Genomic DNA, 22937 nt, shown 5'->3' on the forward strand with positions numbered 1-22937 from the left:
TAAATATAAAAACAAACCGCCATAAAGGCGGTTTTATTTGTCTTTTAAGCTGTTAGACGCGCAGCATCTTGAGCAATGACGAGTTCTTCATTTGTAGGAATAACCATTGCAATTGCTGAACCATCTTTAGTGATTGTGCCGCCTTTACCAAAACGTGCAGCTAAATTGCGTTCTTGGTCAAGTTCAAATCCTAAAATTGATAATTTTTGAAGCGCCATACGACGAACTTCTTCTGCATTTTCACCGATACCACCTGTAAAGATAATCGCGTCTAAACGACCATCTAATAACATTGCATATCCACCAATGTATTTGACTAAACGATGAACAAATACATCTAGGGCATTTTTCGCATTTTCATCAGTATCATAGTGATCTGTCACATAACGGCAATCGCTACTTACACCAGTTAAACCTAATAAACCTGATTTTTTATTTAACAAGTTATTGATATCAGCAACAGACATTTTTAAATTGTCGTGTAAGAAGAACATAATTGCAGGGTCGATATCGCCACTACGAGTTCCCATCACTAAACCTTCTAACGGAGTTAGACCCATTGAGGTTTCAACACATTTACCATTTTTAACTGCTGTGATTGACGCACCGTTACCTAAGTGACAAGTGATCACATTGGTTTGATCAACTGGTTTATTTAATAATTTTGCAGCTTCACGGCTAACATAGTAATGACTTGTACCATGAGCACCGTAACGGCGAACACCATGTTTAGTATATAATTCGTTAGGAATTGCATATAAATAAGCTTCTTTTGGCATGGTTGTATGGAATGCCGTATCAAACACAGCTACATTTTTATTTTTTAAATGAGGAAATGCAGCAAATGCTTCACGAATACCGATTAAATGCGCTGGATTATGTAATGGTGCAAATGCTGATGCTTCTTCAATTCCTTTTAGAACAGAATCATCAATTACAACTGATTGCGTGTATTTTTCGCCACCGTGAACGATTCGATGCCCAATAGATTTAATACTATCTAATAATTCTGGTTTTTGTGGGAAGATGCTATTAACAATAAATTTAATTGCTTCGCTATGTGCAGCTCCTGCGCCTAAAGATGCTTCGTTTTTACTTCCATCAAGTTTCCACTTAATACGTGCATCAGGAAGATTAAAACATTCAGCTAACCCAGATAAAAATTCATCGCCATTTTCAGGATTGATAATAGCAAATTTTAAAGATGAGCTTCCGCAATTTAGAACAAGAACATTGTTACTTGACGACATAGTAATTCCTATAAATTGAATAAAAAGATATATACCAATCAAAATTGGTAACTCTACACATGATTTAATAATCGATGTGAATATACAAGGTGGCTTCTGATATTCTGCATTTTGAGATAAAATAAAGAAAGCCCCTAATTTGGATGGCACTATTTTAAGACAATAATAGGTGAATGTCGAGGAATCACAAATTTATGAATTTAATTAAAGCATTTAAGTCTGGTCAACGATATATGGAACTTTGTCCAAAAGATAAAGCGCTTTCGTATTCATTTCCGGAATTAAAAATCATAAACCACATAAAAACCGCGAAAAAGTATTTACCACCAATAATTATTGCGTTAGCTGTTTGGCAATATTATATGCCAGCACAATTAGCCGTGACAGTTATCACTATCTTGTTTGCGTTAAGTTTACCCATTCAGGGGATCTATTGGTTAGGTAAACGTTCACAATCTCCATTACCACTCAATTTAGTCGATAGCTATAATCATATTCAATCAAAACTAATTGAAAAAAAGATTTTGGTAGAAAATAAAGAAACGAACGAAAAATTAACCTTTGAATCTTTTATGAAGCTGATAAATTTATCCAAAAAGCATTTTGGCAACTACTTCGCTCAAGATGATAATTCAGAAACTCACAATTAAGATCAATATTCATGCAGAAACAGCTGGCATCATTAAAAAAACAAATTGATATACTTGAACAACAAGTCAATATATCCGAACGACAAAATTATCATGAACACTATTTTGATGAACATTTGTTTAATACCACCAAAATTACCGCTGATAACACATTTTATTTAGAAAAAATCAAACAAACTTATCAGTCATTAGTCAATAATGTAATGTCTCAAAAAGATGAACAAATTACTTATTTATCTGAAATGATAGTTAATCAAATCACCGCCCTGACTCGTGAATTAGCGACGCATCAACTTCGCAAAGAAGAGAAATCTAAACTATCATTTCAAGAAACCCTCTATGAAAAACATTCGAGACACTTAGATTATTTACGACGATTACAAGAGATGAAATACGAATTTGAACTTTCTGCTGAGTCTATAGACCCTGTCAAAATTGCGACTCTCGATAACCGTATTTACCGGTGTGAACGAGCGATTAAAGCGATTGAATTAGAAATGGAAGATGATACTCTTTGAATAATGATATTGTTAAACAAGTTTTATAGAACACGGTTAGTGTTTTTTAAAAAACTTACTTTTCGGTTCTTCACCTCGAGATAACCGTAAAATATTACTACTATGACGAATAATGATTAAACACGAAAGCATTGTTACAGGTAAGGTAAGCTCAGGTTTAAACAACCAAACATAAAATGGTGCTAATAAAAACCCAACAATTGCAGCAACAGATGAATATCCTGTAATGATTAAAGCTAGTACCCATGTAAGAATAAAGCACCCTGAAAAATCAAGACCTATCGGCATCATAATTCCCAAAGCAGTCGCCACTCCTTTACCACCATGAAATTGAAAAAAACAAGGGAATATATGACCAAGACAAGCAGCAATACCAATAATACCTAAAAAGAAAGGTGAGATATTTAATCGATAAGCAATATAGACTGGAATGGAGCCTTTAAGCATGTCGAATAATAATACAATTATGGCTGGTAGTTTTCCATTTAACCGCAAAATATTGGTAGCGCCTGGATTATGCGATCCATGTTGGAGAGGATTAGGAAGTTTCATGATGCGACTAACAATCAAAGCACCAGAAAGGGAACCACAAAAATAAGCAATCATAATCATTATTAAAACTTGCAAAGTCAAATTACCCCTCCTTAGATATAACAACTTTCAAATAAAATATAAAATTACAAGCTATAACACAATCAATCAATACCGTTCATTATAAGCCTAATATTCACATTAACAAAAAAACAAAGTTGGGTTGAAACGCCCAACTTTGATAAATACTTTAAGTTATGTTCAGACTATTTTACTTATTTTTTTGTTTTTCTAACAGAGGTTTTAAATATTGTCCTGTATAAGATATTTTCGATTTTGCAACCTCTTCTGGTGTACCTTCGGCAATTATTTCACCGCCACCATTTCCCCCTTCTGGCCCAAGATCCACGATCCAATCAGCGGTTTTGACGACATCTAAATTATGTTCAATGACGACAATAGTATTACCTTTGTCACGTAAAGTATGCAATTGTGCAAGTAATTGTTTAACATCGGCAAAGTGCAAACCAGTTGTTGGCTCATCTAAAATGTAGAGCGTACTACCGGTGTCACGTTTTGATAGTTCTTTAGCTAATTTAACTCGCTGAGCTTCCCCACCCGATAATGTCGTTGCTGATTGACCAATGGTAATGTAAGCCAAACCAACATCAATCAGGGTTTGTAATTTTCGAGAGATCATTGGAACCGCATCAAAAAATTCACGCCCTTCTTCAACGGTCATATTTAAAATTTCGTTGATAGATTTACCTTTGTATTTAATCTCAAGCGTTTCACGATTATAGCGTGCACCATGACATTGATCACATGGCACATAAATATCAGGTAAAAAGTGCATCTCAACTTTAATTAAGCCATCGCCTTGACAAGCCTCACAACGTCCACCTTTTACATTAAAGCTAAATCGCCCCGGATTATACCCTCTGGCTCGTGCTTCAGGTACCCCTGCATAAAGCTCACGAATCGATGTAAAAAATCCGGTATAAGTAGCAGGATTTGAACGTGGCGTTCGTCCAATCGGGCTTTGATCTATCGCGATAACTTTATCAAAAAAGTTAAGACCTTTAATGGATTTATAAGGTGCAATATCACTTTTTTCAGCGCCATTGAGTTCATTTTGAGCGAGTGGGTATAAAGTATCATTAATTAAAGTGGATTTGCCCGATCCCGATACCCCAGTGATACAGGTGAAAAGTCCGACCGGAATATTTAATGTGACATCTTTAAGATTATTACCCGTTGCCCCAATAAGCGATAACATCCGTTTTTTATCAACTTTAGTACGTGTTGCGGGGATTTCGATTTTTTCTTTACCGGATAAATATTTTCCTGTTAGCGATGCATTATTTTCCATAATTTGTTTAGGTGTTCCTTGAGCCACAACTTCGCCCCCGTGAACCCCTGCCCCTGGACCAATATCAATCACGTAATCGGCAGCCATAATCGCTTCTTCATCGTGTTCAACCACAATGACGGTATTACCTAAATCACGTAAATGAGTCAATGTATCAATTAAGCGAGTATTATCACGCTGATGGAGACCGATAGAAGGCTCATCAAGTACATACATTACACCAACTAAACCGGCACCGATTTGACTGGCTAAGCGAATACGTTGCGCTTCACCGCCGGATAAGGTTTCTGCCGAACGTGATAACGTTAAATAATTAAGTCCAACATTAATTAAAAACTGCAATCGGTCATTAATTTCTTTCAGAATTTTTTCTGCAATTTGGGCGCGTTGACCTGTTAACACTAAGTTGTCAAAAAATTCTTTTGCTTGTTGAGTACTTAAATCACTAATTGTCGGTAAATTTGTATCGTTAATAAATACATGTCTTGCGGTTGTACATAACCTTGAACCATGACAACAAGGACATGGGCGGTTACTGATGTATTTAGCTAACTCTTCACGAATCGTTTGTGATTCGGTTTCTTTGTAGCGACGCGTTAAGTTATTTATAATACCTTCAAAAGTATGTTTACGTTTAACAACATCACCACGATCATTGGTATAAACAAACGTAATTTCGGTACTACCTGAACCATTTAATAAAATATCTTTTATTTTTTCAGGTAATTTTTCGTAAGGCTTATCAATATCAAATTTATAGTGATCTGCTAACGATTTTAACATCTGAAAATAGTAGAAATTACGACGATCCCATCCTTTTATTGCCCCCGCAGCTAATGAAACTTCAGGCATTTGTACAATGCGTTTAGGATCAAAGTACTGTTGAACACCTAAACCATCACATTCTGGACATGCACCTGCTGGATTATTAAATGAAAATAAACGAGGTTCTAATTCAGAAATGCTGTAACCACAGATAGGGCAGGCAAAATTAGCCGAAAATATTTTTTCTTCAGCTTTTGGATCATCCAAGTTGGCTACTTTAACTATACCATTGGTAATGGATAATGCTGTTTCAATTGATTCTGCCAGACGTAATTTTAGATCGTCACGAATACGAAAACGGTCGACGACAACTTCAATAGTGTGTTTCTTTTGTAATTCAAGTTGTGGAGGATCAGATAAATCATATACATCACCGTCTACCCTTACCCGTATATAGCCACTTGCTGAAAGTTGTTCAAATAGCTTAACAAATTCACCTTTACGTTCAGTCACCACCGGTGCGAGTAGCATATACCGATTTTCAACTGGTAATGCCATAATGCTATCGACCATTTGCGATACTGTTTGCGCTGCTAACGGTAAATTATGATTCGGACAACGAGGTTCCCCTATTCGGGCAAAAAGTAACCTGAGGTAATCATAAATTTCAGTAATCGTACCGACCGTTGAACGAGGATTATGCGATGTAGATTTTTGTTCAATTGAAATCGCTGGTGATAATCCTTCAATGTGATCAACATCGGGTTTTTCCATTAATGATAAAAACTGTCGTGCGTAAGCAGATAACGACTCGACATAACGCCGTTGCCCTTCTGCATAAAGCGTATCAAATGCTAATGAAGATTTACCAGAACCTGAAAGCCCGGTAATAACGACAAGTTTATCGCGTGGAATAATGACATTAATATTTTTTAAGTTGTGCGTTCTCGCACCTCGAATATCGATATCTTTAATTGACATAGATCTCTTCTTAAGTATGTTTTTTGAACAATTCAAATGAAAAATTAACTGTATATTATACCAGTAATGAGTGATGAAATATAGTACTAATTGATATTTGATAAGTTAATATGCAATGCAAAATCTATATTTGAACAACTAATTTAATAAATAAAATCAATATGCAATACACAATGCTAAATTTCATAATAAGATAATCGTATCTAAACATTTAAGCTAAATGTGCCTATATAAGCTTATTTTCCGTGGTTAGCATAATATTTAACGCGCTATCTCTATATCATAAATTTATCTGTTTAGATGAGGTTTAAGTAGTCATCTGATATTAGCCTGCTCCAAATAAATCAATTTAGAGCATTAATCCTAATTTAGAGACAATCTAAGGCAATTTTAATTACAACTTTACGTACGTTGGTGATTTCATTGACCAACGCACACAAAGGCTTATGTACCTCATTAGGAAAAAAGATAATAAAATCGTTTGAATGCAAAACGAGTAATGTTTCTTCCTTCGGCGTTTCAACAAATGCAATATCATTGGTTGTAAGTTGATCATCGAGCATGTTGGTATAAGGTGGTAAGGTATTAATCGCCATACCTTCTGGACCATCTAGAACAATTTGTACATCAATATATTTTTGATGATATTCAGGGTTAGCCTGATCAATGTGACGTGTTGTACTATCTGATAGCATAAAAAATATTTTATCACCGTCAATTTCATAACGTCCAATAGGCGTATTTTGATTAACATTATCTTTGATATATTCGATCGATTGTTTTATTTTAGCGGGCAAATAAGGGACTAAATTTAAATGGTTAATATTACCTATAATCATATTTATTGATCCTTGTTGAACAATGATAATTTACAAGCTGGAATAATATAAATTTTTTAGAAGTATATACTTTACTCTCGATTATTTATAGTTAAATCACTCGATGAATAGGTTCAAAATAACTATAGTTTCAATAAATATTTATAATTGATGACACTTTCAATTATTAAAGTTCAAAAACTCTTTTTTTAATTTTGCCATTCCTTTGTTTGTTAGAAAGCTATTGTTTATTTTCTTAACATTGTTCATCTTTTTTTATCGCTCATAAATTCAACCAGATTAGAAAATTCTTCAATCCTTAACCGAAAAAATGATAAACATTGTGCAATTAATCAATTTTTTTTATTTTTCTATTGACGTTAAAATTAAGATGGGTAAAATGCTCTCCATTCAAAACGCATTTACTTTTTAGTAATCAGTTTCGAGCCCGGGTGGTGAAATCGGTAGACACAAGGGATTTAAAATCCCTCGGCCTTTTTGGCCGTGCGAGTTCAAGTCTCGCCCCGGGCACCATTATAATTTTCTTATTTTTCTTCACTTTTATCCATATCTCTGTAAAACTTATATTATATAAAGCGTTGTAGATTTCGACTATCCTAATCCATTTAATCACTTTTCTATCAATCTAAATTTTTTACGGGTACAAATACGGGTACATTTTAATTCGTTATTTTTTTAGGTTTTCTTTAAATTCTGAATAGTTCATATTTGTTTTTCCGGATATTTTTTAATATAGCGTTCTAGTTGTGCAATGATATTCAGTATTTCTTTTTGATTAACGCTAAAGAACAATGAATATTCCGAATCAAAATCCTCTATGTATTTAGGGTTTAATTTATACCTTAAAACTATTTCAAGCTGATTATTCTTAAATTTAATCGATAAGATGGGTTCCATAAAAAGAATTTCATCAGCTTCATCAAAATTGATATTTTTCAAATAACTTAACCATTCTTTTAATTTAACTAATTCTATTGTTAAAAGACAATTGTCTTTATTATCAAAAAAAGATTGTCTTGAAATCTTTAATTTCAATATTAATACTGAGCCAATTAGAATCCCAATATTCTCTGGAAAATGGATAACCATAATCTTCTACATTTAGTTTAGGGTCTTTATTCTTATTTTTTAGAATTACCATTTACCAGAGTTTAATAAACAAATTATTTATCAAATATAATCTTGTATTAGAGAAAAGTATTTATTGTCTTCGTCTTCAAATATTTCTTTTCCTTCAAGCATATAAGCGCTCATCAATGCATCTTTAGCTTTATCTATATTATTTAATTCATAATACGTTTCTCCAAGCCCTAACCATACATAGCCGTTTCTTAATCCGTCAGGACATTTTAAAGCTTGTTCATAGTTGTTATTGGCTTGTTGAAAATTGCCTAGATTGAAATAACTATCTGCCATTGCCGTGTAAATATGTAAACTAATTTCCCAGTCTTCTTTTTGGAGAGGAACTAAATTTAAAGCAGATTCGTATTTTTCAATCGCTTTTTTAAATTTTCCTGCTTCGGCGTATAGGTCTCCTTCTTCTAATTCAGAAACAATTTGAATGTATAATTCATCTGTTAATTCCATATCGTTTATATCCTTTATATGTCTAATTTTTTATATACTTTTCAGGATGTCGGTAAAAATCTATGTATCTAGGGTCTTCACCTTCAAAAACTCTATATCCTGCTAAAGATACAGCATTATCCCATTCTTCTTTAGCTTTTAAATAATCACCTATTTCAAAAAAATACTTTCCAAGATAGAAATTTAAGTCTTCATCATTAAGATGCAAGTTGTTATTAACCATAATCATATTATTAAGCCATTTTTTTGCACGTTCAAAATCTTTAATTTTAAGACAATCATCAACAATTGAACTAGCTGTATTATAAGCCTCATTCCAATTTTCTTTGGGATCTGGATATAAGTCCCATGCTTGTTCTGATAAAATAAAAGATTCTTCAATTTCATTGTTTAGAAACTTTTCATAGGCCAAATCGGTTAATGTTTCAATTTCATCCTGTAATTTTTTGTCCAATACTGCCATAATTTTTATCCCTTTTTTATTTTAGCGGAGGTTTGTAGGTATATTTGTTACTACTTCTTGTATTCTAAATAAAACTCTTGATAAATTCCATCTTCTTGTCCAAAACAATGACCTTCTGATTTTGTAAAAGCAATAGAAAAAGATTTAAAAGCTTCATCATATTTTTTTTCCTCATATTCAATTTTACCTTTCATTAAAAAAAATTCACCTGGATGTTGTTTTTGGATATCATCTAGTTTTTTTAACGTCATTAACCATTTTTTAGCTTCTGAAAAATTAATATTATATTTTATGAAAAATGTAATCATTGTTTTTGCTATTCTATAACTTTCTTCCCATTGACTTTTAGGTTCAGGTAATAGATCCCACTTTTCATATTGGAATTTGATAAATTCTGAATAGTGTTTCTTTTGTATGCTATCTCTTGCTTTTAAAACTAATGTATTAATTTTACTTTGTAGTTCTTCCGGTAATTCTATACTTGCCATAATTTTTATTTCTGTTTTTATTTTAGCGGAGGTTTATACGTTTCGTTTAACATTCCTCCCCTGCTACGGTTAATTCTATAATATTCGAGTTCGTAATTTTTGCTGTCTAACATCCATTTGCGTACTTCTTTGCTTTTGGGGCCAAATTTTCGTCCTTCTCTGTTCCACCAACTTACGGCATCTTCTATATGGGACATATCCGCATCTTTTATATTTCTCCACTTATTAGAATGTTTATCCCAAAATTCTTTAATTCGCTGATTTCCTGCCTTTCTAATCCTTGCATCATCCTTTCAAATACCTCCCTGCCGGTTTTGCTGTTTTTACCGGGTAAGCGAGTTTGCCGACAAAGTAGGTATGCCAATTTTCTACTTGTCTCATTTAATTTTACAATTCTCAATTTCATAATTGACTAATCCGACTTTTATTTCAGAAGCTAAAGATGAAAATACGATACTAGGTATTACTTCATCAATACCTAGACAGAGTAAATCAGAATATCCTTTTTCATTTTCAATGCCCCAAAGTTGCATGAGGGATTTATTTGTAAAATTATTTGCCCAATCTGGAATAAAATATTGGTTAGTTTCTATTAGGGAAGGAATATGAACAATAAGTTCATCGGTATCATCATTCACAGTAATTTGTAAAAAATATTTGGATATTTGTACTACTATTTCAATATAACCTGTGGTATTGGAATCAAATTTTTTACAGTAAAACTGAGTTATGGATAATCCTATTAAGTTTTCGATTTTTATCATAATGATTTTCTTAATTCTTTTTAGCACATTTTAAAACTTCTCCAGAATTTTTCCCGCATTATGTTCGGTATTTTAAATAACCGTACCGGAAGCATATTTATTAGTGAGTTCATCAATATATTTTATGTTTTGTATTTTCATTTTATTGAAATGAATTATACCATTCTTTTATTTTAGCTATTTGATTCACTTCTGGGCATATTATTTCTATAATACTTTTCAATTTGTTAACAAAAAATAATATTTGAATATCTAAATTATCTTGTGTTTCAGCGGTTATAGAAGGGGTCCAACCAGTAGTTGAAATGTTTTTAATTTCAACTATTTTTTTATCATGAATTAAAAGTAATTTTCTATTTGTTCCTACTTCGTAAAAATCTAAGATATGTTGTTTTTTAATACCTTTTGTGACTTTTAATATATCATCTAATTGTTCCAGAAAAACAGAGAGATCACCAAATACAGTAACGTTCCATGCTTCACCTAGTGAATTGAAATAAAACTTTATTTTATGAGTTTCATAAATAGCATCTTCAATGATAGAAAGTGCCTCTGTTAAGGAATCTTTATCATATAACTCAAACTTAAAGTCAGTTAGTTTCGTTAATGGTTTTTCAATGATTAAATCAAATTTCATAATGATGTATTTAATATAAGGTTAATCATTGATTTTCCTTAATTCTACTTTTTTCATTCCCGAAAACTGGACTATTTCTTTTAATTCATATACTTTTTCAATCATATCTACACATTCATCATAATCTGCATATTTTTGTAGGGTATAATTTTCAGCAACTCGCGGAATGTCTACCAACCATTTATTGTCGGAAACAAATAGAAACTGAATACATCTATCTTCATCATCTATAATTCCTAAAAAAGAGTCTTCCTCTTCCGACAGGTAATAAAATTCATCTAATGCTTCATCTAATGTATATTCTTCGGGTTCTATTTCTTCGTCTGTTTCAATGTCATATAAAAATAATTTCATCTTTAACTCAATTTTATCTAACTCTTTAATACATTTTTCTTTTGCTTTGGTAACATCTCCCGATAGATCGCCATAATGACTTTCTTTAATTCCTAATTTCTTTCTATATAAATCTTGAATCGTGATAATCATGCCGGTTAAAGCATCGGGATTTGTTTCATTTCTTATCGCACTATTGATATATTGGGTTATTTTTAATTTCGTTGATTTATGACGAAACCAAATTTGCCTCATCGCAGCAGCGCCACATTGACGTAATGTTCCTTCCGGATCATTTAACATACGTTCATTCAAATACCCTAAGTCTTTTGAATTACCAATCCAGCCCAATACAATGATACTGGCAAAGCGTAACTCATATTCAGGCGATTTTATTTCTTGGATGGCGAGTTTTTTGACTTTAGAATATCTTAGATGTCCTAAAATTTTAATCAATTCTGCTTGCTTTTGGTGTGTTTTTTCTTGTTCAAATTTTTTTAATAGAAACTCACCGACTTTAGTTTTATCTCTTTCATTAACGACTTCTGAGTAAAAGAAAGATTTTATTAAGTCTCTTTCACCACTATCCAAATTCTTATTGTTCATTAATAAATAATGATATTCTAAAAATTCATTGGAATCTGACGCTAACAAATCTTTTTTTAATTCAAAAACATGATCCATAAACTCATCTGTTCCAATGTATTTTTCATACTTCGCTTTTAATTCTTCTATATTCATACCACTGGTGTCCTAAAAGGATTAAGAAATTCAAAATTTTTCTTATCATTATATATTATTATTGAAAGGTGATGATCTTTCTTCTCCAAAATCACTTTAGTTGGCTGATCGAGGAAATAAAATTCAGTTTTTGTATTATTTATCAGTTCTTTAATTGCTGTCATTAAACTGAACCATAATTGACTAATCCGACTTTTATTTCAGAAGCTAAAGAAGAAAAAACGATACTAGGTATGACTTCATCAATACCTAGACAGACTAAATCAGAATATCCTTTTTCATTTTAAATGCCCCAAAGTTGCATTAGGGATTTATTTGTGAAATTATTTGACCAATCTGGAATAAAATATTGGTTAGTTTCTATTAGGGAAGGAATATGAACGATAAGTTCATCAGTATAATCATTCACAGTAATTTGTAGATAATAGTTTGATATTTGCACGACTATTTCAGTATAACCTGTCGAATTGGAATCAAATTTTTTACAGAAAAACTGCGTTATGGATAATCCTATTAAATTTTCAACCTTTATCATAATGATTTTCTTAATTCTTTTTAGTTCATTTTAAAACTTCTTTGAAAATTTTTCCGCATTACGTTCGGTTTTTTTAATAACTAAAAGAATGCACTATAAAATATTATGGTAAATTTAAATATTCAGGTTTTAAAATGTTTTGATAATCTAATAAATATTCGTAATCTAAATAATGTTTAGGTGAACGAATAAAATTACCAGTCAAATTGACTTTTGTTTCTTTATCTTCTCGTTTATAAGTACCATCTTGTTTATTGTTAAGAACTGATGTCCATTTTAGCAATTTTTTACTATACTTAAATAATGCTTTATTATGGATTTTATTTTTTATATCTTCTTTTGTTACCTCCACTTGAGATAAAAATAAATTATTATCATCCCAATTTATTAATTTATTTGTTTTAAAATATAAATCCATATTGTATCTGTTGTATACCATCCATAAATATTTTACCAATTCTCCTTCGTGATTATATTTTAAAAAGCTAATGTCAATTCCATAAAATGAATTGTTTATGCAAGCTAAAGGAGTTTCTCCGGCTAAGATTGTCACATAATATTGTTGATGATTGTGGCTTGAAAAGGCATATTCAGCCCATTTTTTAGGATTTTTAATTAACTCTAATTCTTCTTTGTTAAGATTATTATCTAAATAGTTTTCTTTGATATTGTTGAGTGTGTTTTCTTCTGAATTTAAACTCTTCTTTATCCAATTGTATTCTTTAAACTGAAAGTTATATTTGCTCATCATTAATCACTTTTTGAATAATACTGAAATATCATCAATTATACTTACACCTTTTTAGATGCATATTTTAAAATATCCCCCGATACCCCTTCATATTATCTACATGGAGGTAAACCTTATCACCAAGAGATACCATGTTTGGGATTCTCTTATCATTGTAGAAAAACAAGGCTGCGCATTATGCACTAGCCAAGCGAGTTTGCCAACAAAGTAGGTGTGCCACTCTTCTACTTCAAAATTATAGACTTATAAAAAAGGTTTTGTCTTTTTACGCGGTACCATTTTTTTATTTTGGTTTGTATTTGGTCTTGTTCGGTGAGGTCGGTGGCGTCTTTCCAGCCATCTTTTGTGTAAAAAGGGGGCGGCGGTGATTTAAATGGTTTCGTCTTCCGGTTCTATTTGTAAGGTGGTGTCTATCTGTTTGCGGATATTTCTAACCACTAATTAGATATTGATTACATTTAATTCTTCTAAGAAAACAGCGCTGCCCATAACCATTCGCTTTAAGTTATCCTACAAAATTTACTTTAATTACTGGATAAAAACTTAATAAACTTTGGCTAAACTGCCATATGGCAGTTGATATGAGATAAAATTTGAATAGATAACCAGTCAAATGTGACATTGTCACTTTTCTAAATCAATGTTTTATAAATTTGATTAGAAAATTCAATACAAGTAGTCTAGTCATTAGACACTAAATGAAGAGCCACAACCACAAGTCGTTGTTGCATTAGGATTATCGACAACAAAGCGTGAACCTTGTAGACCTTCTACGTAATCTATTGTTCCGCCAACTAAGTATTGTAAACTCATAGGATCGATAACTAATGAGACACCATTTTTTTCGATCGCCAAATCATCTTCATTTACTTTTTCGTCAAATGTAAAACCATACTGAAACCCACTACATCCACCGCCAGTGATATAGACTCTTAACTTAAGATTTGGGTTTTCCTCTTCAGTAATTAGAGTCTTTACTTTATTTGCAGCAGCATCAGTAAAGTTAATTGGTAAAGCATTGCTCATTTTCTTCTCCTACTATCTAGATCTGCTTATTATATACTGTCCAAAAATGAAATTACAAAATGAAAAATTCTATTATTTAAATTTTTGTTAGGTTGCTTGAAATAATTTTAAAACTATGAATAAATACCACCATATTTCTTCAATGAGAACACAGAATATGTTAACAAAGTCATTAAAATCCGAAAAATATTTTCACCAAGCTTTATCTGTTTTGCCTGGTGGAGTAAATTCACCGGTACGGGCTTTCAATGGTGTTGGTGGAACGCCATTATTTATTGAACGTGCCAATGGTGCTTATATATATGACGTTGATCAAAATGCTTATATCGATTATGTAGGTTCATGGGGGCCAATGATTCTTGGACACAATGATCCTGATGTTGCTAACGCAGTTATTCAAGCTGTTCATCATGGACTCAGTTTTGGTGCGCCAACCGAAATCGAAACTAAAGTTGCAAATTTAGTCACAGAGATTATGCCATCGATTGAAATGCTCCGTATGGTAAACTCTGGTACCGAAGCAACAATGAGCGCAATACGTGTGGCTCGAGGCTTTACGGGGCGAGATAAAATCATTAAATTTGAAGGCTGTTATCATGGACATGCAGATTATCTATTAGTCAAAGCTGGATCGGGAGCGCTTACTTTCGGTCACCCTACTTCACCTGGTGTTCCTAATGATTTTGTAAAACATACTTTAGTATGTGATTATAACAATCTTGAATCGGTCAAAAAGCAATTCGAACAATACCCAAATGATATTGCAGCAATTATTATTGAGCCTGTAGCCGGCAACATGAATTGCATACCTGCTAAAAAATCGTTTTTACAAGGATTAAGAGCGCTTTGTGATGAATATGGGGCATTGTTAATTATTGATGAAGTGATGACAGGTTTTAGGGTAGCACTAGGTGGAGCGCAAGATTATTATGACATTGTCCCCGATTTGACTTGTCTAGGTAAAATTATTGGTGGAGGGATGCCAGTTGGCGCTTTTGGTGGTCGAGCCGATATTATGCAACAACTTGCTCCGACAGGCCCAATTTATCAAGCAGGCACGCTTTCGGGTAATCCAGTAGCTATGGCAGCAGGTTATGCAACCTTAACCAAATTAATGGATGTAGGTATTTATCAAGAATTAGAGGAGAAAACCAAAACGCTAACCAATGGGCTTTTATCGGCTGCCAGACAGCATAAAATCCCTTTTGTTGTCAATCAAGCTGGTGCTATGTTCGGATTTTTCTTTACAAATGCTTTCGAAGTAAGCAGTTATCAAGATGTAATGAATTGTGATATTGAATTATTCAAAAAATTCTATCATCATATGCTCACTGAAGGTGTTTACTTTGCACCATCAGCTTTTGAAGCAGGTTTCATGTCACTTATGCACTCAGATAAAGAAATCAATCATACGATTGAAGCAGCAAGTCGTTTTTTTAGTAAGATAAGTTAAATTGATGACACAAAGTTTTGATACCTTTAGCGATTAGAATATTAAACTATTAACATAGGTAATTAATTTATGGTTAATCCACTTAAAAAAGGTGAAAAAGCACCTCAATTTTCGTTGCCTGACCAAGATGGAGAGCAAATAAGCTCTAAAGACTTTAAAGGTCAGCGTATGTTGATCTATTTCTATCCCAAAGCCATGACACCAGGGTGCACCGTGCAAGCCTGTAATTTACGAGACTGTGCCGAGGATTTAAAAAAATATAATGTTGTAATCATTGGTATTAGTACAGATAAGCCCGAAAAATTATCAAGATTTTCAGAAAAAGAGCTTTTAAACTTTACTTTGCTTTCTGATGAAAATCACGAATTATGTGAGGCTTTTGGTACTTGGGGTGAAAAAGAGTTTATGGGAAAAACTTATGATGGTATTCACCGTATCAGTTTCTTAATTGATACAGATGGAAAAATCGAACAAGTTTTTGATGATTTTAAAACCAGTAATCATCATGAAGTGGTTTTAGATTATCTCAAAAACCACCCAAAATAAAATTCGCAAAAGCAGATTAGCCTAATCTGCTTTTACCTTATTACGACTATTTATTTCATCCGGATTAGGCCATGCATTTATAATGGCTTTGACCAAAGTAGCCAGAGGGATAGCAAAAAATATTCCCCAAAATCCCCATAACCCACCAAAAACAATGACCGCTAAAATTATCACTAAAGGATGAAGATTCAATTTTTCAGAAAACAGACAAGGCACTAACAAGTTACCATCTAAAGCTTGAATCAATACATAAAAGAGCATTAAATATCCAAATTCAGGACTAATTCCCCATTGAAACAGCGCAATAAGAACAACCGGAATACTGGAAATAATTATGCCAATATAAGGAATTAGAACCGATAGCCCAACAATCACGGCTAATAATAATCCATAATCTAAACCAAAAAACCAAAATGGAATATACACGCTAATCCCGAGAATAAGAATATGCAAGACATTGCCTACAATATAATTAGCAATTTGCGTATCCATTTCTGCGGCAACTTTATTTAAGACACCACGATTTTTAGGAAGGAGGCGAGAACAATAACCCCATATTTTTGCTTTATCTTTCAAAAAGAAAAACATCATAATCGGCACAAGAACAGCATTGATTGCAACCGAAACAAGCCCAAAAAGTGAAACGATAGAGAATTGTAATAAAGAATTACCCGTTTGTACTACTTTGCTGGTTATTCCTTGAATCATAGAATCAAATAATTTTACGTCAATAAGTTCCGGATAGTGTTCGGGCAGTGAACTGAGAAAGTTATTGGCAAAATTTAACATTTTCGGAATATTCGTTATTAAGCTAATACTTTGATTCCAAACTAAAGGAACAAGTATCATAAATCCAGCTAAAACAAAAAACAGAAAAACAAACAATACAATAATGACTGCCAATGTTCTTGGAATTCTTTTTTTGTGTAGGTAATTAACAGGTGTATCAAGCAAATAGGACAGGACAATGGCAATTAAAACGGGTAATAGTATTTTATTAAAAAAATAAAGGACAAAAAAAAGGCAAACAATGACCATAATCAAAGAGACTACATGAGGATCACTGAATCGTCTTTTATACCAGTCCAAAAATAATTTAAACATTGCAAACACTCCTATTTTGCTTCTACTTTAATTAATATCTATATCGGATTAATCCTAAGATAGGGTTAATTTATTTTTTAAATCCCCCTAAAATACCACGTGTAATCCGTCTACCTATTTCATTAGCGACTTGTCTTGTTGCACTTTTTGCAACTTTCTGGGCAAAACCATCTTGTTGCCCACCTCGTGGTCCTTTAGTCCCAAAAAAAAGAGAACTTAACATATTTAACCAATTACCGCTACTTGATTTTTCTGTGGATGTTGTCGAGTTTTCATTATCTGATGATTGAGTCTCACTCCCCTCATTTAATGTAAATCCCGCTTTTATTCGTTCATAAGCAGATTGCCGATCAATGGTATTAGCATATTTACTGTAATATGGCGATTGATGAATAATTTCTGGAATTTTTTCAGGTGAAATTGGGCCTATTTTCGAATTTGGTGCAATCACAAAGCCTCGCTCTACCATGTTAGGGCGCCCTTTTTCATCTAAAAAAGAGATCAACGCTTCACCGACAGCTAATTCCATAATCACTTTTTCGGTATCCAAATTAGGATTAGCTCTCATTGTTTGGGCAGCTGCTTTTACCGCTTTTTGATCCTTAGGGGTGAATGCCCTTAGAGCATGTTGTACACGATTACCAAGTTGCCCCAAGACAGTGTCTGGAATGTCGGTAGGATTTTGAGTAACAAAATAAATGCCAACCCCTTTAGAACGAATTAATCTTACCACCTGCTCAATCTTTTGAAGTAAAGCAGGTGAAATATCGTTAAACAATAAATGGGCTTCATCAAAAAAGAATACTAATTTTGGTTTATCTGGATCGCCAATTTCAGGCATATGTTCAAACAGTTCTGATAATAACCATAAAAGGAAAACTGAATATAATTTTGGGGAATTATATAATCTATCAGCTGACAAGATATTGATCATACCGCGCCCATCAGAATTGGTTTGTATCAGATCCTGAATATCTAGCATTGGTTCGCCTAAAAAATATTCAGCTCCTTCTTGATCAAGCGATAACAAACTACGTTGAATGGCGCCAATCGATGATAGCGATATATTGCCATATTCCGAAGTAAATTTTTTTGCATTATCACCAATAAACTGCACTAAGGCACGTAAATCTTTAAAATCAAGTAAAGATAAATTATTGTCATCCGATATTTTAAAAACTAATTGTAATACATCTGATTGAATGTCATTAAGATTGAGAAGACGAGCTAGTAAGATAGGACCAATGTCTGATACCGTACTTCGAACAGGAATTCCTTTTTCTCCAAAAACATCCCATAATTCGATTGGCGATGATTTTGGTTGCCAATTAGTGACACCAATATTGATTAACCTATCTTTAAGTTTATCAGTTAAAATCCCTTCTTCTCCTAAACCGGTAAGGTCTCCTTTAACATCGGCCAAAAATACTGGCACACCTATATTAGAAAAGCTTTCCGCCATCTTTTGAAGTGTCACTGTTTTGCCAGTGCCCGTCGCCCCTGAAATTAAACCATGACGATTAGCTAAGGCGGTTATAATAGATAGGTCTTTACCATTACTTTTGGCAATCACGATAGATTCAGTCATATATTAAATCCTCATTAAAATTGCTATTAAAACAATCAGTAATACTGTAAGCTTAAATAGCAGTAACTTCTATTTAATCATTTGTTAGCCAACATAAGGAGTGACTATGTTTCCAGAATATCGAGAATTAATTTCTAAATTGAAAAATAATGATTTACGTTTTCAAAAACTGTTTGATCAACATAATGCTTTAGATCAGAAAATAAAAAATATTGAATCTGGGATTGAAGTCGATACATCAGAATCAATTGAAAATCTAAAAAAACAGAAATTAAAACTTAAAGATGAAATACACACTATCTTAAAAAATAATGAATAAATATTTTATGTTTTTATTTAAGGACTTTTAGCTGAACACTATTATTGGGTAATTTAGCACATTTAAAGTGATTAAAATTACTTAAATTTGACCTTTTATAAAAATAAACCCCAAAAAGGGGTTTATTTATATAATCTAACTAACTTAATTATAATTGATTTGAAAAAATTCGAACTTGTGATTAATTTTTTTCCGCTTGCGTACTTTTTTTCTTACGGCTTTTAATTAATACAATAATATTTTTGTGTGGAGTTTTCATTATTAGATTTCCTCTTTTTGTTGTTATTATTACACCACCAGATTTTGGTTTTCAAAAAAAGTTATTAGCTTTCTCTAACGCGAGAACTCTTTATTAAATTCCAATAATTTTTAGCTGGCGGTTACTTTAGCATAAATTTTAGACATTACCAATTATTTTGACGATTTTATAAACGACATCCCTGTCGTTTTTCTTTTCAATAATGGAATTTAGAACCATTGACCAAAGCGTTTCACATAGATTCGCTTCATGAACTGAGCAACAAAACAGTAAGACAATAGTGTTGCAATTAACCACGGAAAATAAGACCAAGGTAAAGGCTGTAGTCCAATTAAATTTCCTATTGGTGAGAATGGAATATAAATTCCTATAGCCATAATAAGTATGGTCATCACAATAACCGGGAAAGCGGCTGTACTTTGTATAAATGGAATTTTTTGTGTCCTTAGCATATGCACCACTAATGTTTGTGAAAGTAACCCTTCAATAAACCAACCAGAGTGGAATAATGATTGTGCTTCAATACTATTTGCACTGAAAACAAACCACATTAATGCATAAGTTGTGATATCAAAAATAGATGAAGTTGGTCCAATCCAAATCATAAATCTTTTGATATTTTGCGCATCCCATTTGCGTGGCTTTTGTAAAAACTCATCATCCATTTTATCCCATGGCAATGATAATTGGGAAATATCATATAATAGGTTTTGTATTAACAGATGAATAGCAAGCATTGGCAAAAAGGGTAAAAATGCACTAGCAACTAAGACAGAAAAAATATTTCCAAAGTTTGAGCTTGCAGTCATATTGAGATATTTCATAATGTTTCCAAAAGTCTCTCGACCACAAACTACACCCTCTTCTAAAACCATTAAACTCTTTTCAAGTAAAATAATATCAGCGGATTCTTTTGCAATATCAGTTGCTGTATCAACCGAAATCCCAACATCAGCATCACGTAATGCTGGCGCATCATTAATACCATCGCCTAAAAAGCCTACTGTATGACCATTTTCTTGTAATAAACGGATGATTCGTGATTTTTGTAAAGGTGTTAATTTAGCAAAAATAGTACGTTGCTCAATTTGTTCTTTGAGTTCATCATCATCCATTTTTTCAATTTCAGTACCCAGAAGTGGAATACCGGGTTCCAAACCGACTTCTCGACAGACTTTAATCGTGATAATTTCATTATCGCCAGTGAGTACTTTTACCCCGACACCATGCTCATTCAACGCAGAAATAGCTTCATAAGCACTCTCTTTAGGGGGATCTAAAAAGGTTAAAAATCCGCGTATTGCAAGCGCTTGTTCATCTTGAACACTATATTGTGTTTTAGTTTGTGATGCAGGAATATTTTTTAAACCAACGGCTAAAACTCTGAAACCATCTTTATTATAATTATGGGCAAGTTCAATTAATGCCTGTTTTCGTTGCTCATCTAGTGGCAAATACTCACCATTTTCATAAATATAACTTGAAATCGACAGCATTTCTTCAACCGCCCCTTTACAAATCATTAAATGGTTATCATCTCCATTTTGAACAACAACAGATAAACGACGACGCACAAAATCAAATGGCAGCTCATCGATTTTTTTATAGAGTCCAATTCCAACTTTTTTGACACTGGTTTTTTCTTCTGTAAAACGAATAATCGCTTTATCCATAAGATTCTTCATACCGCTTTGATAATAACTATTTAACCATGCATATTCCAACACAGCGGGATCCACTTGCCCGTTAATATCAAGATGGTGCTCTAATATGATTTTATCTTGGGTCAATGTGCCTGTTTTATCAGTACACAGGATGTCCATAGCACCAAAATTTTGAATGGCATTTAATCGTTTAACCACCACTTTACGTTTAGCCATCGCAACCGCACCTTTAGCAAGATTTGCGCTGACAATCATAGGTAACATTTCAGGTGTTAAGCCTACTGCAACGGCTAAAGCAAACAAGGCTGCATCACCCCAATCCCCTTTCGAAATACCATTAATAACAAAAACGATTGGCACCATAATAAGCATAAAGCGAATCAGTAACCAACTGACACTATTGACACCGCGATCAAACGATGTTTCTGCACGTGAACCTACGATCGATTTTGCCAACGAACCAAAATGTGTATCGGCTCCGGTTGCAACGACAATTGCTTTAGCCGTTCCACTGACAACATTTGTCCCCATAAAACAGACATTATTCACGTCTAAAATATTGTCTTTATTTATGTTCGAGACATTAACTTCTTCCGTTGTTTTTTGGGATACCGCACCTAAAGTATCATATTTTTCAACAGGTATGGATTCGCCTGTCAGTACGGCTTGGCTAACAAAAAGATCTCGAGACTCAATCAATCGAATATCCGCTGGAATCATATCGCCGGCAGATAAATAAACGATATCACCAGGGACAATTTCGCTTAACGGAATTTCAATATGTTCAGGATTCACATCTTTGTGTGGACGTCTTAACACAGTTGCAGTTGTCCGAATCATGGATTTAAGTGCTTCAGCTGCTTTGTTTGAACGAAACTCTTGCCAGAAACGAAGCAAACCACTCAACGAAACCATCGTTAGAATAATGATAATACTGGTAAGATCTGTCTCTTCTCCCTTTTGTAAAGGTAACCAAAAATCAGTAAAGAAGCTGACGATAGCAAGTATTAATAAAACAAAAATGAAGGGGTTATTAAAAGCCATCAATAATTGTATTAAAACTGATGGAACTTTTTCTCTAGCTACTTCGTTTTTGCCATATTGTTCTAATCTGGATTTTGCATTTTCTTGGGTTAAGCCTGATAAGCTAGATTGAAATTTAGATAAAATACTATCTAAGCTGTTTTGAGCTTCAGTAATCGCTTTTATTTCTAAACGATCTTCTGTGTTAACATTGGTTGTGTTTTTGGTCATTTTATGTACCTATATTCATAATATTTTAGACAAAAATATGCCTACTCATTGTTAATTAATAACAACAAGAACTTAAATGAGTAAATTTGCTAAGGATTTAATGCAAAGCAGAGCTTGCTCAAAAAACAATTGCTGAGCTTAAAAAAATTAAATTAGCAAAAAGAGTAATTAAGAATTAGATACAACTCGGTGGTTCTAAATGCTTTTCTGAAATATGTAATGAACACAACATTAAAATGTGTGCGCAATGATGTTTTGAATTTGTGTGATAGCGTGAAAAAAATTGCATATCGTTCACCATTACCGTTCGATCAATTTCGGCCCGTGAACTGAAAAAATGATTATTTAGACAGGTTCATTAACCGATAATGATTTGTTTTTGAATTTATCTCCCCATATATGGGGTGACCCGATTGAGCGTCCATAGTTCTCCTGTAAAATTGAACTCAACACTTTGTATTTCAACTTTTCTCAGCCCTCATTTTTAACCACCTAATAGTTAAAAAAGTAAGAAAAGCT

At 32.9% G+C, this 22937-nt stretch carries 23 protein-coding genes, 1 tRNA gene and 1 pseudogene; 6 read left to right on the forward strand and 19 right to left on the reverse strand.

Annotation, left to right across the window (positions count from 1 at the left end; all coding sequences use genetic code 11):
• Window positions 1-44: 44 nt before the first annotated feature.
• Window positions 45-1250 (reverse strand): acetate kinase, encoded by a 1206-nt coding sequence (locus tag ACKJXD_RS03385; RefSeq protein ID WP_220217085.1) that lies wholly within the window; start codon window positions 1248-1250, stop codon window positions 45-47.
• 194 nt (window positions 1251-1444) lie between these two features.
• Between ACKJXD_RS03385 and yfbV the strand changes: the two genes are divergently transcribed.
• Window positions 1445-1900, forward strand: a complete 456-nt coding sequence (yfbV, locus tag ACKJXD_RS03390) for a terminus macrodomain insulation protein YfbV (protein ID WP_220217084.1) — start codon at window positions 1445-1447, stop codon at window positions 1898-1900.
• 11 nt (window positions 1901-1911) lie between these two features.
• Window positions 1912-2418, forward strand: a complete 507-nt coding sequence (gene priC, locus ACKJXD_RS03395; protein ID WP_220217083.1) for a primosomal replication protein PriC — start codon at window positions 1912-1914, stop codon at window positions 2416-2418.
• A gap of 36 nt (window positions 2419-2454) precedes the next feature.
• Here priC and plsY read toward each other — a convergent pair whose 3' ends face one another.
• The 3 genes from plsY to ACKJXD_RS03410 form a co-directional block, all read right to left on the reverse strand.
• Window positions 2455-3051: a glycerol-3-phosphate 1-O-acyltransferase PlsY gene (gene plsY, locus ACKJXD_RS03400; protein WP_220217082.1), complete on the reverse strand. Its 597-nt coding sequence runs from the start codon at window positions 3049-3051 to the stop codon at window positions 2455-2457.
• Window positions 3052-3220: 169 nt separating this feature from the next.
• Complete coding sequence (gene uvrA, locus ACKJXD_RS03405; RefSeq protein WP_363317434.1) at window positions 3221-6061, reverse strand: excinuclease ABC subunit UvrA; 2841 nt, start codon at window positions 6059-6061, stop codon at window positions 3221-3223.
• A 374-nt stretch (window positions 6062-6435) separates the two neighbouring features.
• On the reverse strand, window positions 6436-6906 hold the full coding sequence (locus ACKJXD_RS03410; protein WP_430875528.1) for a YhcH/YjgK/YiaL family protein: 471 nt from the start codon (window positions 6904-6906) through the stop codon (window positions 6436-6438).
• Between the two features lie 425 nt (window positions 6907-7331).
• Between ACKJXD_RS03410 and ACKJXD_RS03415 the strand changes: the two genes are divergently transcribed.
• Window positions 7332-7419 (forward strand) — tRNA-Leu (locus tag ACKJXD_RS03415).
• Between the two features lie 189 nt (window positions 7420-7608).
• Here ACKJXD_RS03415 and ACKJXD_RS03420 read toward each other — a convergent pair.
• The 12 genes and pseudogenes from ACKJXD_RS03420 to erpA form a co-directional block, all read right to left on the reverse strand.
• The gene (locus tag ACKJXD_RS03420; protein WP_430875529.1) at window positions 7609-7941 is read right to left on the reverse strand and encodes a WapI family immunity protein; all 333 of its coding nucleotides are present in this window, start codon (window positions 7939-7941) and stop codon (window positions 7609-7611) included.
• Window positions 7907-8047 carry a WapI family immunity protein gene (locus ACKJXD_RS03425; RefSeq protein ID WP_430875530.1) on the reverse strand — a complete coding sequence of 47 codons (141 nt, stop codon included), beginning with the start codon at window positions 8045-8047 and terminating at the stop codon, window positions 7907-7909. The genes ACKJXD_RS03420 and ACKJXD_RS03425 overlap by 35 nt, the downstream gene beginning before the upstream one ends.
• 29 nt (window positions 8048-8076) lie before the next feature.
• Window positions 8077-8493 (reverse strand): tetratricopeptide repeat protein, encoded by a 417-nt coding sequence (locus ACKJXD_RS03430; RefSeq protein WP_294828217.1) that lies wholly within the window; start codon window positions 8491-8493, stop codon window positions 8077-8079.
• A gap of 22 nt (window positions 8494-8515) precedes the next feature.
• Entirely contained in the window at window positions 8516-8956 is a 441-nt protein-coding gene (locus ACKJXD_RS03435) for a hypothetical protein (protein WP_430875531.1), read from the reverse strand.
• 50 nt (window positions 8957-9006) lie between these two features.
• The gene (locus ACKJXD_RS03440) at window positions 9007-9444 is read right to left on the reverse strand and encodes a hypothetical protein (RefSeq protein ID WP_294828214.1); all 438 of its coding nucleotides are present in this window, start codon (window positions 9442-9444) and stop codon (window positions 9007-9009) included.
• A 377-nt stretch (window positions 9445-9821) separates the two neighbouring features.
• Window positions 9822-10208, reverse strand: a complete 387-nt coding sequence (locus ACKJXD_RS03445) for a DUF6334 family protein (RefSeq protein ID WP_220217074.1) — start codon at window positions 10206-10208, stop codon at window positions 9822-9824.
• Between the two features lie 142 nt (window positions 10209-10350).
• Entirely contained in the window at window positions 10351-10845 is a 495-nt protein-coding gene (locus tag ACKJXD_RS03450; RefSeq protein ID WP_430875532.1) for a hypothetical protein, read from the reverse strand.
• A 21-nt stretch (window positions 10846-10866) separates the two neighbouring features.
• Window positions 10867-11919 carry a HEAT repeat domain-containing protein gene (locus tag ACKJXD_RS03455; protein ID WP_430875533.1) on the reverse strand — a complete coding sequence of 351 codons (1053 nt, stop codon included), beginning with the start codon at window positions 11917-11919 and terminating at the stop codon, window positions 10867-10869.
• 163 nt (window positions 11920-12082) lie between these two features.
• Window positions 12083-12190, reverse strand: a pseudogene (locus ACKJXD_RS03460) (hypothetical protein); the annotation flags it as partial.
• A gap of 12 nt (window positions 12191-12202) precedes the next feature.
• Window positions 12203-12454: a hypothetical protein gene (locus ACKJXD_RS03465; RefSeq protein ID WP_430875534.1), complete on the reverse strand. Its 252-nt coding sequence runs from the start codon at window positions 12452-12454 to the stop codon at window positions 12203-12205.
• A 103-nt stretch (window positions 12455-12557) separates the two neighbouring features.
• The gene (locus tag ACKJXD_RS03470; RefSeq protein ID WP_430875535.1) at window positions 12558-13205 is read right to left on the reverse strand and encodes a hypothetical protein; all 648 of its coding nucleotides are present in this window, start codon (window positions 13203-13205) and stop codon (window positions 12558-12560) included.
• Window positions 13206-13892: 687 nt separating this feature from the next.
• On the reverse strand, window positions 13893-14231 hold the full coding sequence (gene erpA / locus ACKJXD_RS03475; protein ID WP_220217068.1) for an iron-sulfur cluster insertion protein ErpA: 339 nt from the start codon (window positions 14229-14231) through the stop codon (window positions 13893-13895).
• A 157-nt stretch (window positions 14232-14388) separates the two neighbouring features.
• On the opposite strand from erpA, the gene hemL reads away from it, so the two are divergent.
• Window positions 14389-15684, forward strand: coding sequence for a glutamate-1-semialdehyde 2,1-aminomutase (gene hemL / locus ACKJXD_RS03480; protein ID WP_294828200.1), 1296 nt, complete (start codon window positions 14389-14391; stop codon window positions 15682-15684).
• Window positions 15685-15753: 69 nt separating this feature from the next.
• Complete coding sequence (gene bcp / locus ACKJXD_RS03485) at window positions 15754-16230, forward strand: thioredoxin-dependent thiol peroxidase (RefSeq protein WP_430875536.1); 477 nt, start codon at window positions 15754-15756, stop codon at window positions 16228-16230.
• A gap of 21 nt (window positions 16231-16251) precedes the next feature.
• Here the strand turns inward: bcp and ACKJXD_RS03490 are convergent, their stop codons facing one another.
• Together ACKJXD_RS03490 and ACKJXD_RS03495 are read right to left on the reverse strand one after the other, a co-directional pair.
• Window positions 16252-17334 (reverse strand): AI-2E family transporter, encoded by a 1083-nt coding sequence (locus ACKJXD_RS03490; RefSeq protein WP_220217065.1) that lies wholly within the window; start codon window positions 17332-17334, stop codon window positions 16252-16254.
• Window positions 17335-17404: 70 nt separating this feature from the next.
• Entirely contained in the window at window positions 17405-18922 is a 1518-nt protein-coding gene (locus ACKJXD_RS03495; protein ID WP_430875537.1) for a helicase HerA-like C-terminal domain-containing protein, read from the reverse strand.
• Window positions 18923-19028: 106 nt separating this feature from the next.
• Here ACKJXD_RS03495 and ACKJXD_RS03500 point away from each other — a divergent pair, with 106 nt between their 5' ends.
• Window positions 19029-19241, forward strand: coding sequence for a YdcH family protein (locus ACKJXD_RS03500; RefSeq protein WP_294828194.1), 213 nt, complete (start codon window positions 19029-19031; stop codon window positions 19239-19241).
• A gap of 468 nt (window positions 19242-19709) precedes the next feature.
• On the opposite strand, the gene mgtA is transcribed toward ACKJXD_RS03500, so the two are convergent.
• Window positions 19710-22418, reverse strand: a complete 2709-nt coding sequence (mgtA, locus tag ACKJXD_RS03505) for a magnesium-translocating P-type ATPase (protein WP_220217062.1) — start codon at window positions 22416-22418, stop codon at window positions 19710-19712.
• Window positions 22419-22937: the final 519 nt, after the last annotated feature.

The organism is Gilliamella sp. G0441, assembly GCF_050589305.1.
Classification (GTDB): domain Bacteria; phylum Pseudomonadota; class Gammaproteobacteria; order Enterobacterales; family Orbaceae; genus Gilliamella.

Coding starts and splice junctions, on each gene's coding strand:
- ACKJXD_RS03385 (WP_220217085.1), bottom strand. CDS start 1,250: ATGTCGTCAAGTAACAATGTTCTTGTTCTAAATTGCGGAAGCTCATCT.
- yfbV (WP_220217084.1), top strand. CDS start 1,445: ATGAATTTAATTAAAGCATTTAAGTCTGGTCAACGATATATGGAACTT.
- priC (WP_220217083.1), top strand. CDS start 1,912: ATGCAGAAACAGCTGGCATCATTAAAAAAACAAATTGATATACTTGAA.
- ACKJXD_RS03410 (WP_430875528.1), bottom strand. CDS start 6,906: ATGATTATAGGTAATATTAACCATTTAAATTTAGTCCCTTATTTGCCC.
- ACKJXD_RS03425 (WP_430875530.1), bottom strand. CDS start 8,047: ATGGTAATTCTAAAAAATAAGAATAAAGACCCTAAACTAAATGTAGAA.
- ACKJXD_RS03430 (WP_294828217.1), bottom strand. CDS start 8,493: ATGGAATTAACAGATGAATTATACATTCAAATTGTTTCTGAATTAGAA.
- ACKJXD_RS03435 (WP_430875531.1), bottom strand. CDS start 8,956: ATGGCAGTATTGGACAAAAAATTACAGGATGAAATTGAAACATTAACC.
- ACKJXD_RS03440 (WP_294828214.1), bottom strand. CDS start 9,444: ATGGCAAGTATAGAATTACCGGAAGAACTACAAAGTAAAATTAATACA.
- ACKJXD_RS03445 (WP_220217074.1), bottom strand. CDS start 10,208: ATGATAAAAATCGAAAACTTAATAGGATTATCCATAACTCAGTTTTAC.
- ACKJXD_RS03450 (WP_430875532.1), bottom strand. CDS start 10,845: ATGAAATTTGATTTAATCATTGAAAAACCATTAACGAAACTAACTGAC.
- ACKJXD_RS03455 (WP_430875533.1), bottom strand. CDS start 11,919: ATGAATATAGAAGAATTAAAAGCGAAGTATGAAAAATACATTGGAACA.
- ACKJXD_RS03465 (WP_430875534.1), bottom strand. CDS start 12,454: ATGATAAAGGTTGAAAATTTAATAGGATTATCCATAACGCAGTTTTTC.
- ACKJXD_RS03470 (WP_430875535.1), bottom strand. CDS start 13,205: ATGATGAGCAAATATAACTTTCAGTTTAAAGAATACAATTGGATAAAG.
- erpA (WP_220217068.1), bottom strand. CDS start 14,231: ATGAGCAATGCTTTACCAATTAACTTTACTGATGCTGCTGCAAATAAA.
- hemL (WP_294828200.1), top strand. CDS start 14,389: ATGTTAACAAAGTCATTAAAATCCGAAAAATATTTTCACCAAGCTTTA.
- bcp (WP_430875536.1), top strand. CDS start 15,754: ATGGTTAATCCACTTAAAAAAGGTGAAAAAGCACCTCAATTTTCGTTG.
- ACKJXD_RS03490 (WP_220217065.1), bottom strand. CDS start 17,334: ATGTTTAAATTATTTTTGGACTGGTATAAAAGACGATTCAGTGATCCT.
- ACKJXD_RS03495 (WP_430875537.1), bottom strand. CDS start 18,922: ATGACTGAATCTATCGTGATTGCCAAAAGTAATGGTAAAGACCTATCT.
- ACKJXD_RS03500 (WP_294828194.1), top strand. CDS start 19,029: ATGTTTCCAGAATATCGAGAATTAATTTCTAAATTGAAAAATAATGAT.
- mgtA (WP_220217062.1), bottom strand. CDS start 22,418: ATGACCAAAAACACAACCAATGTTAACACAGAAGATCGTTTAGAAATA.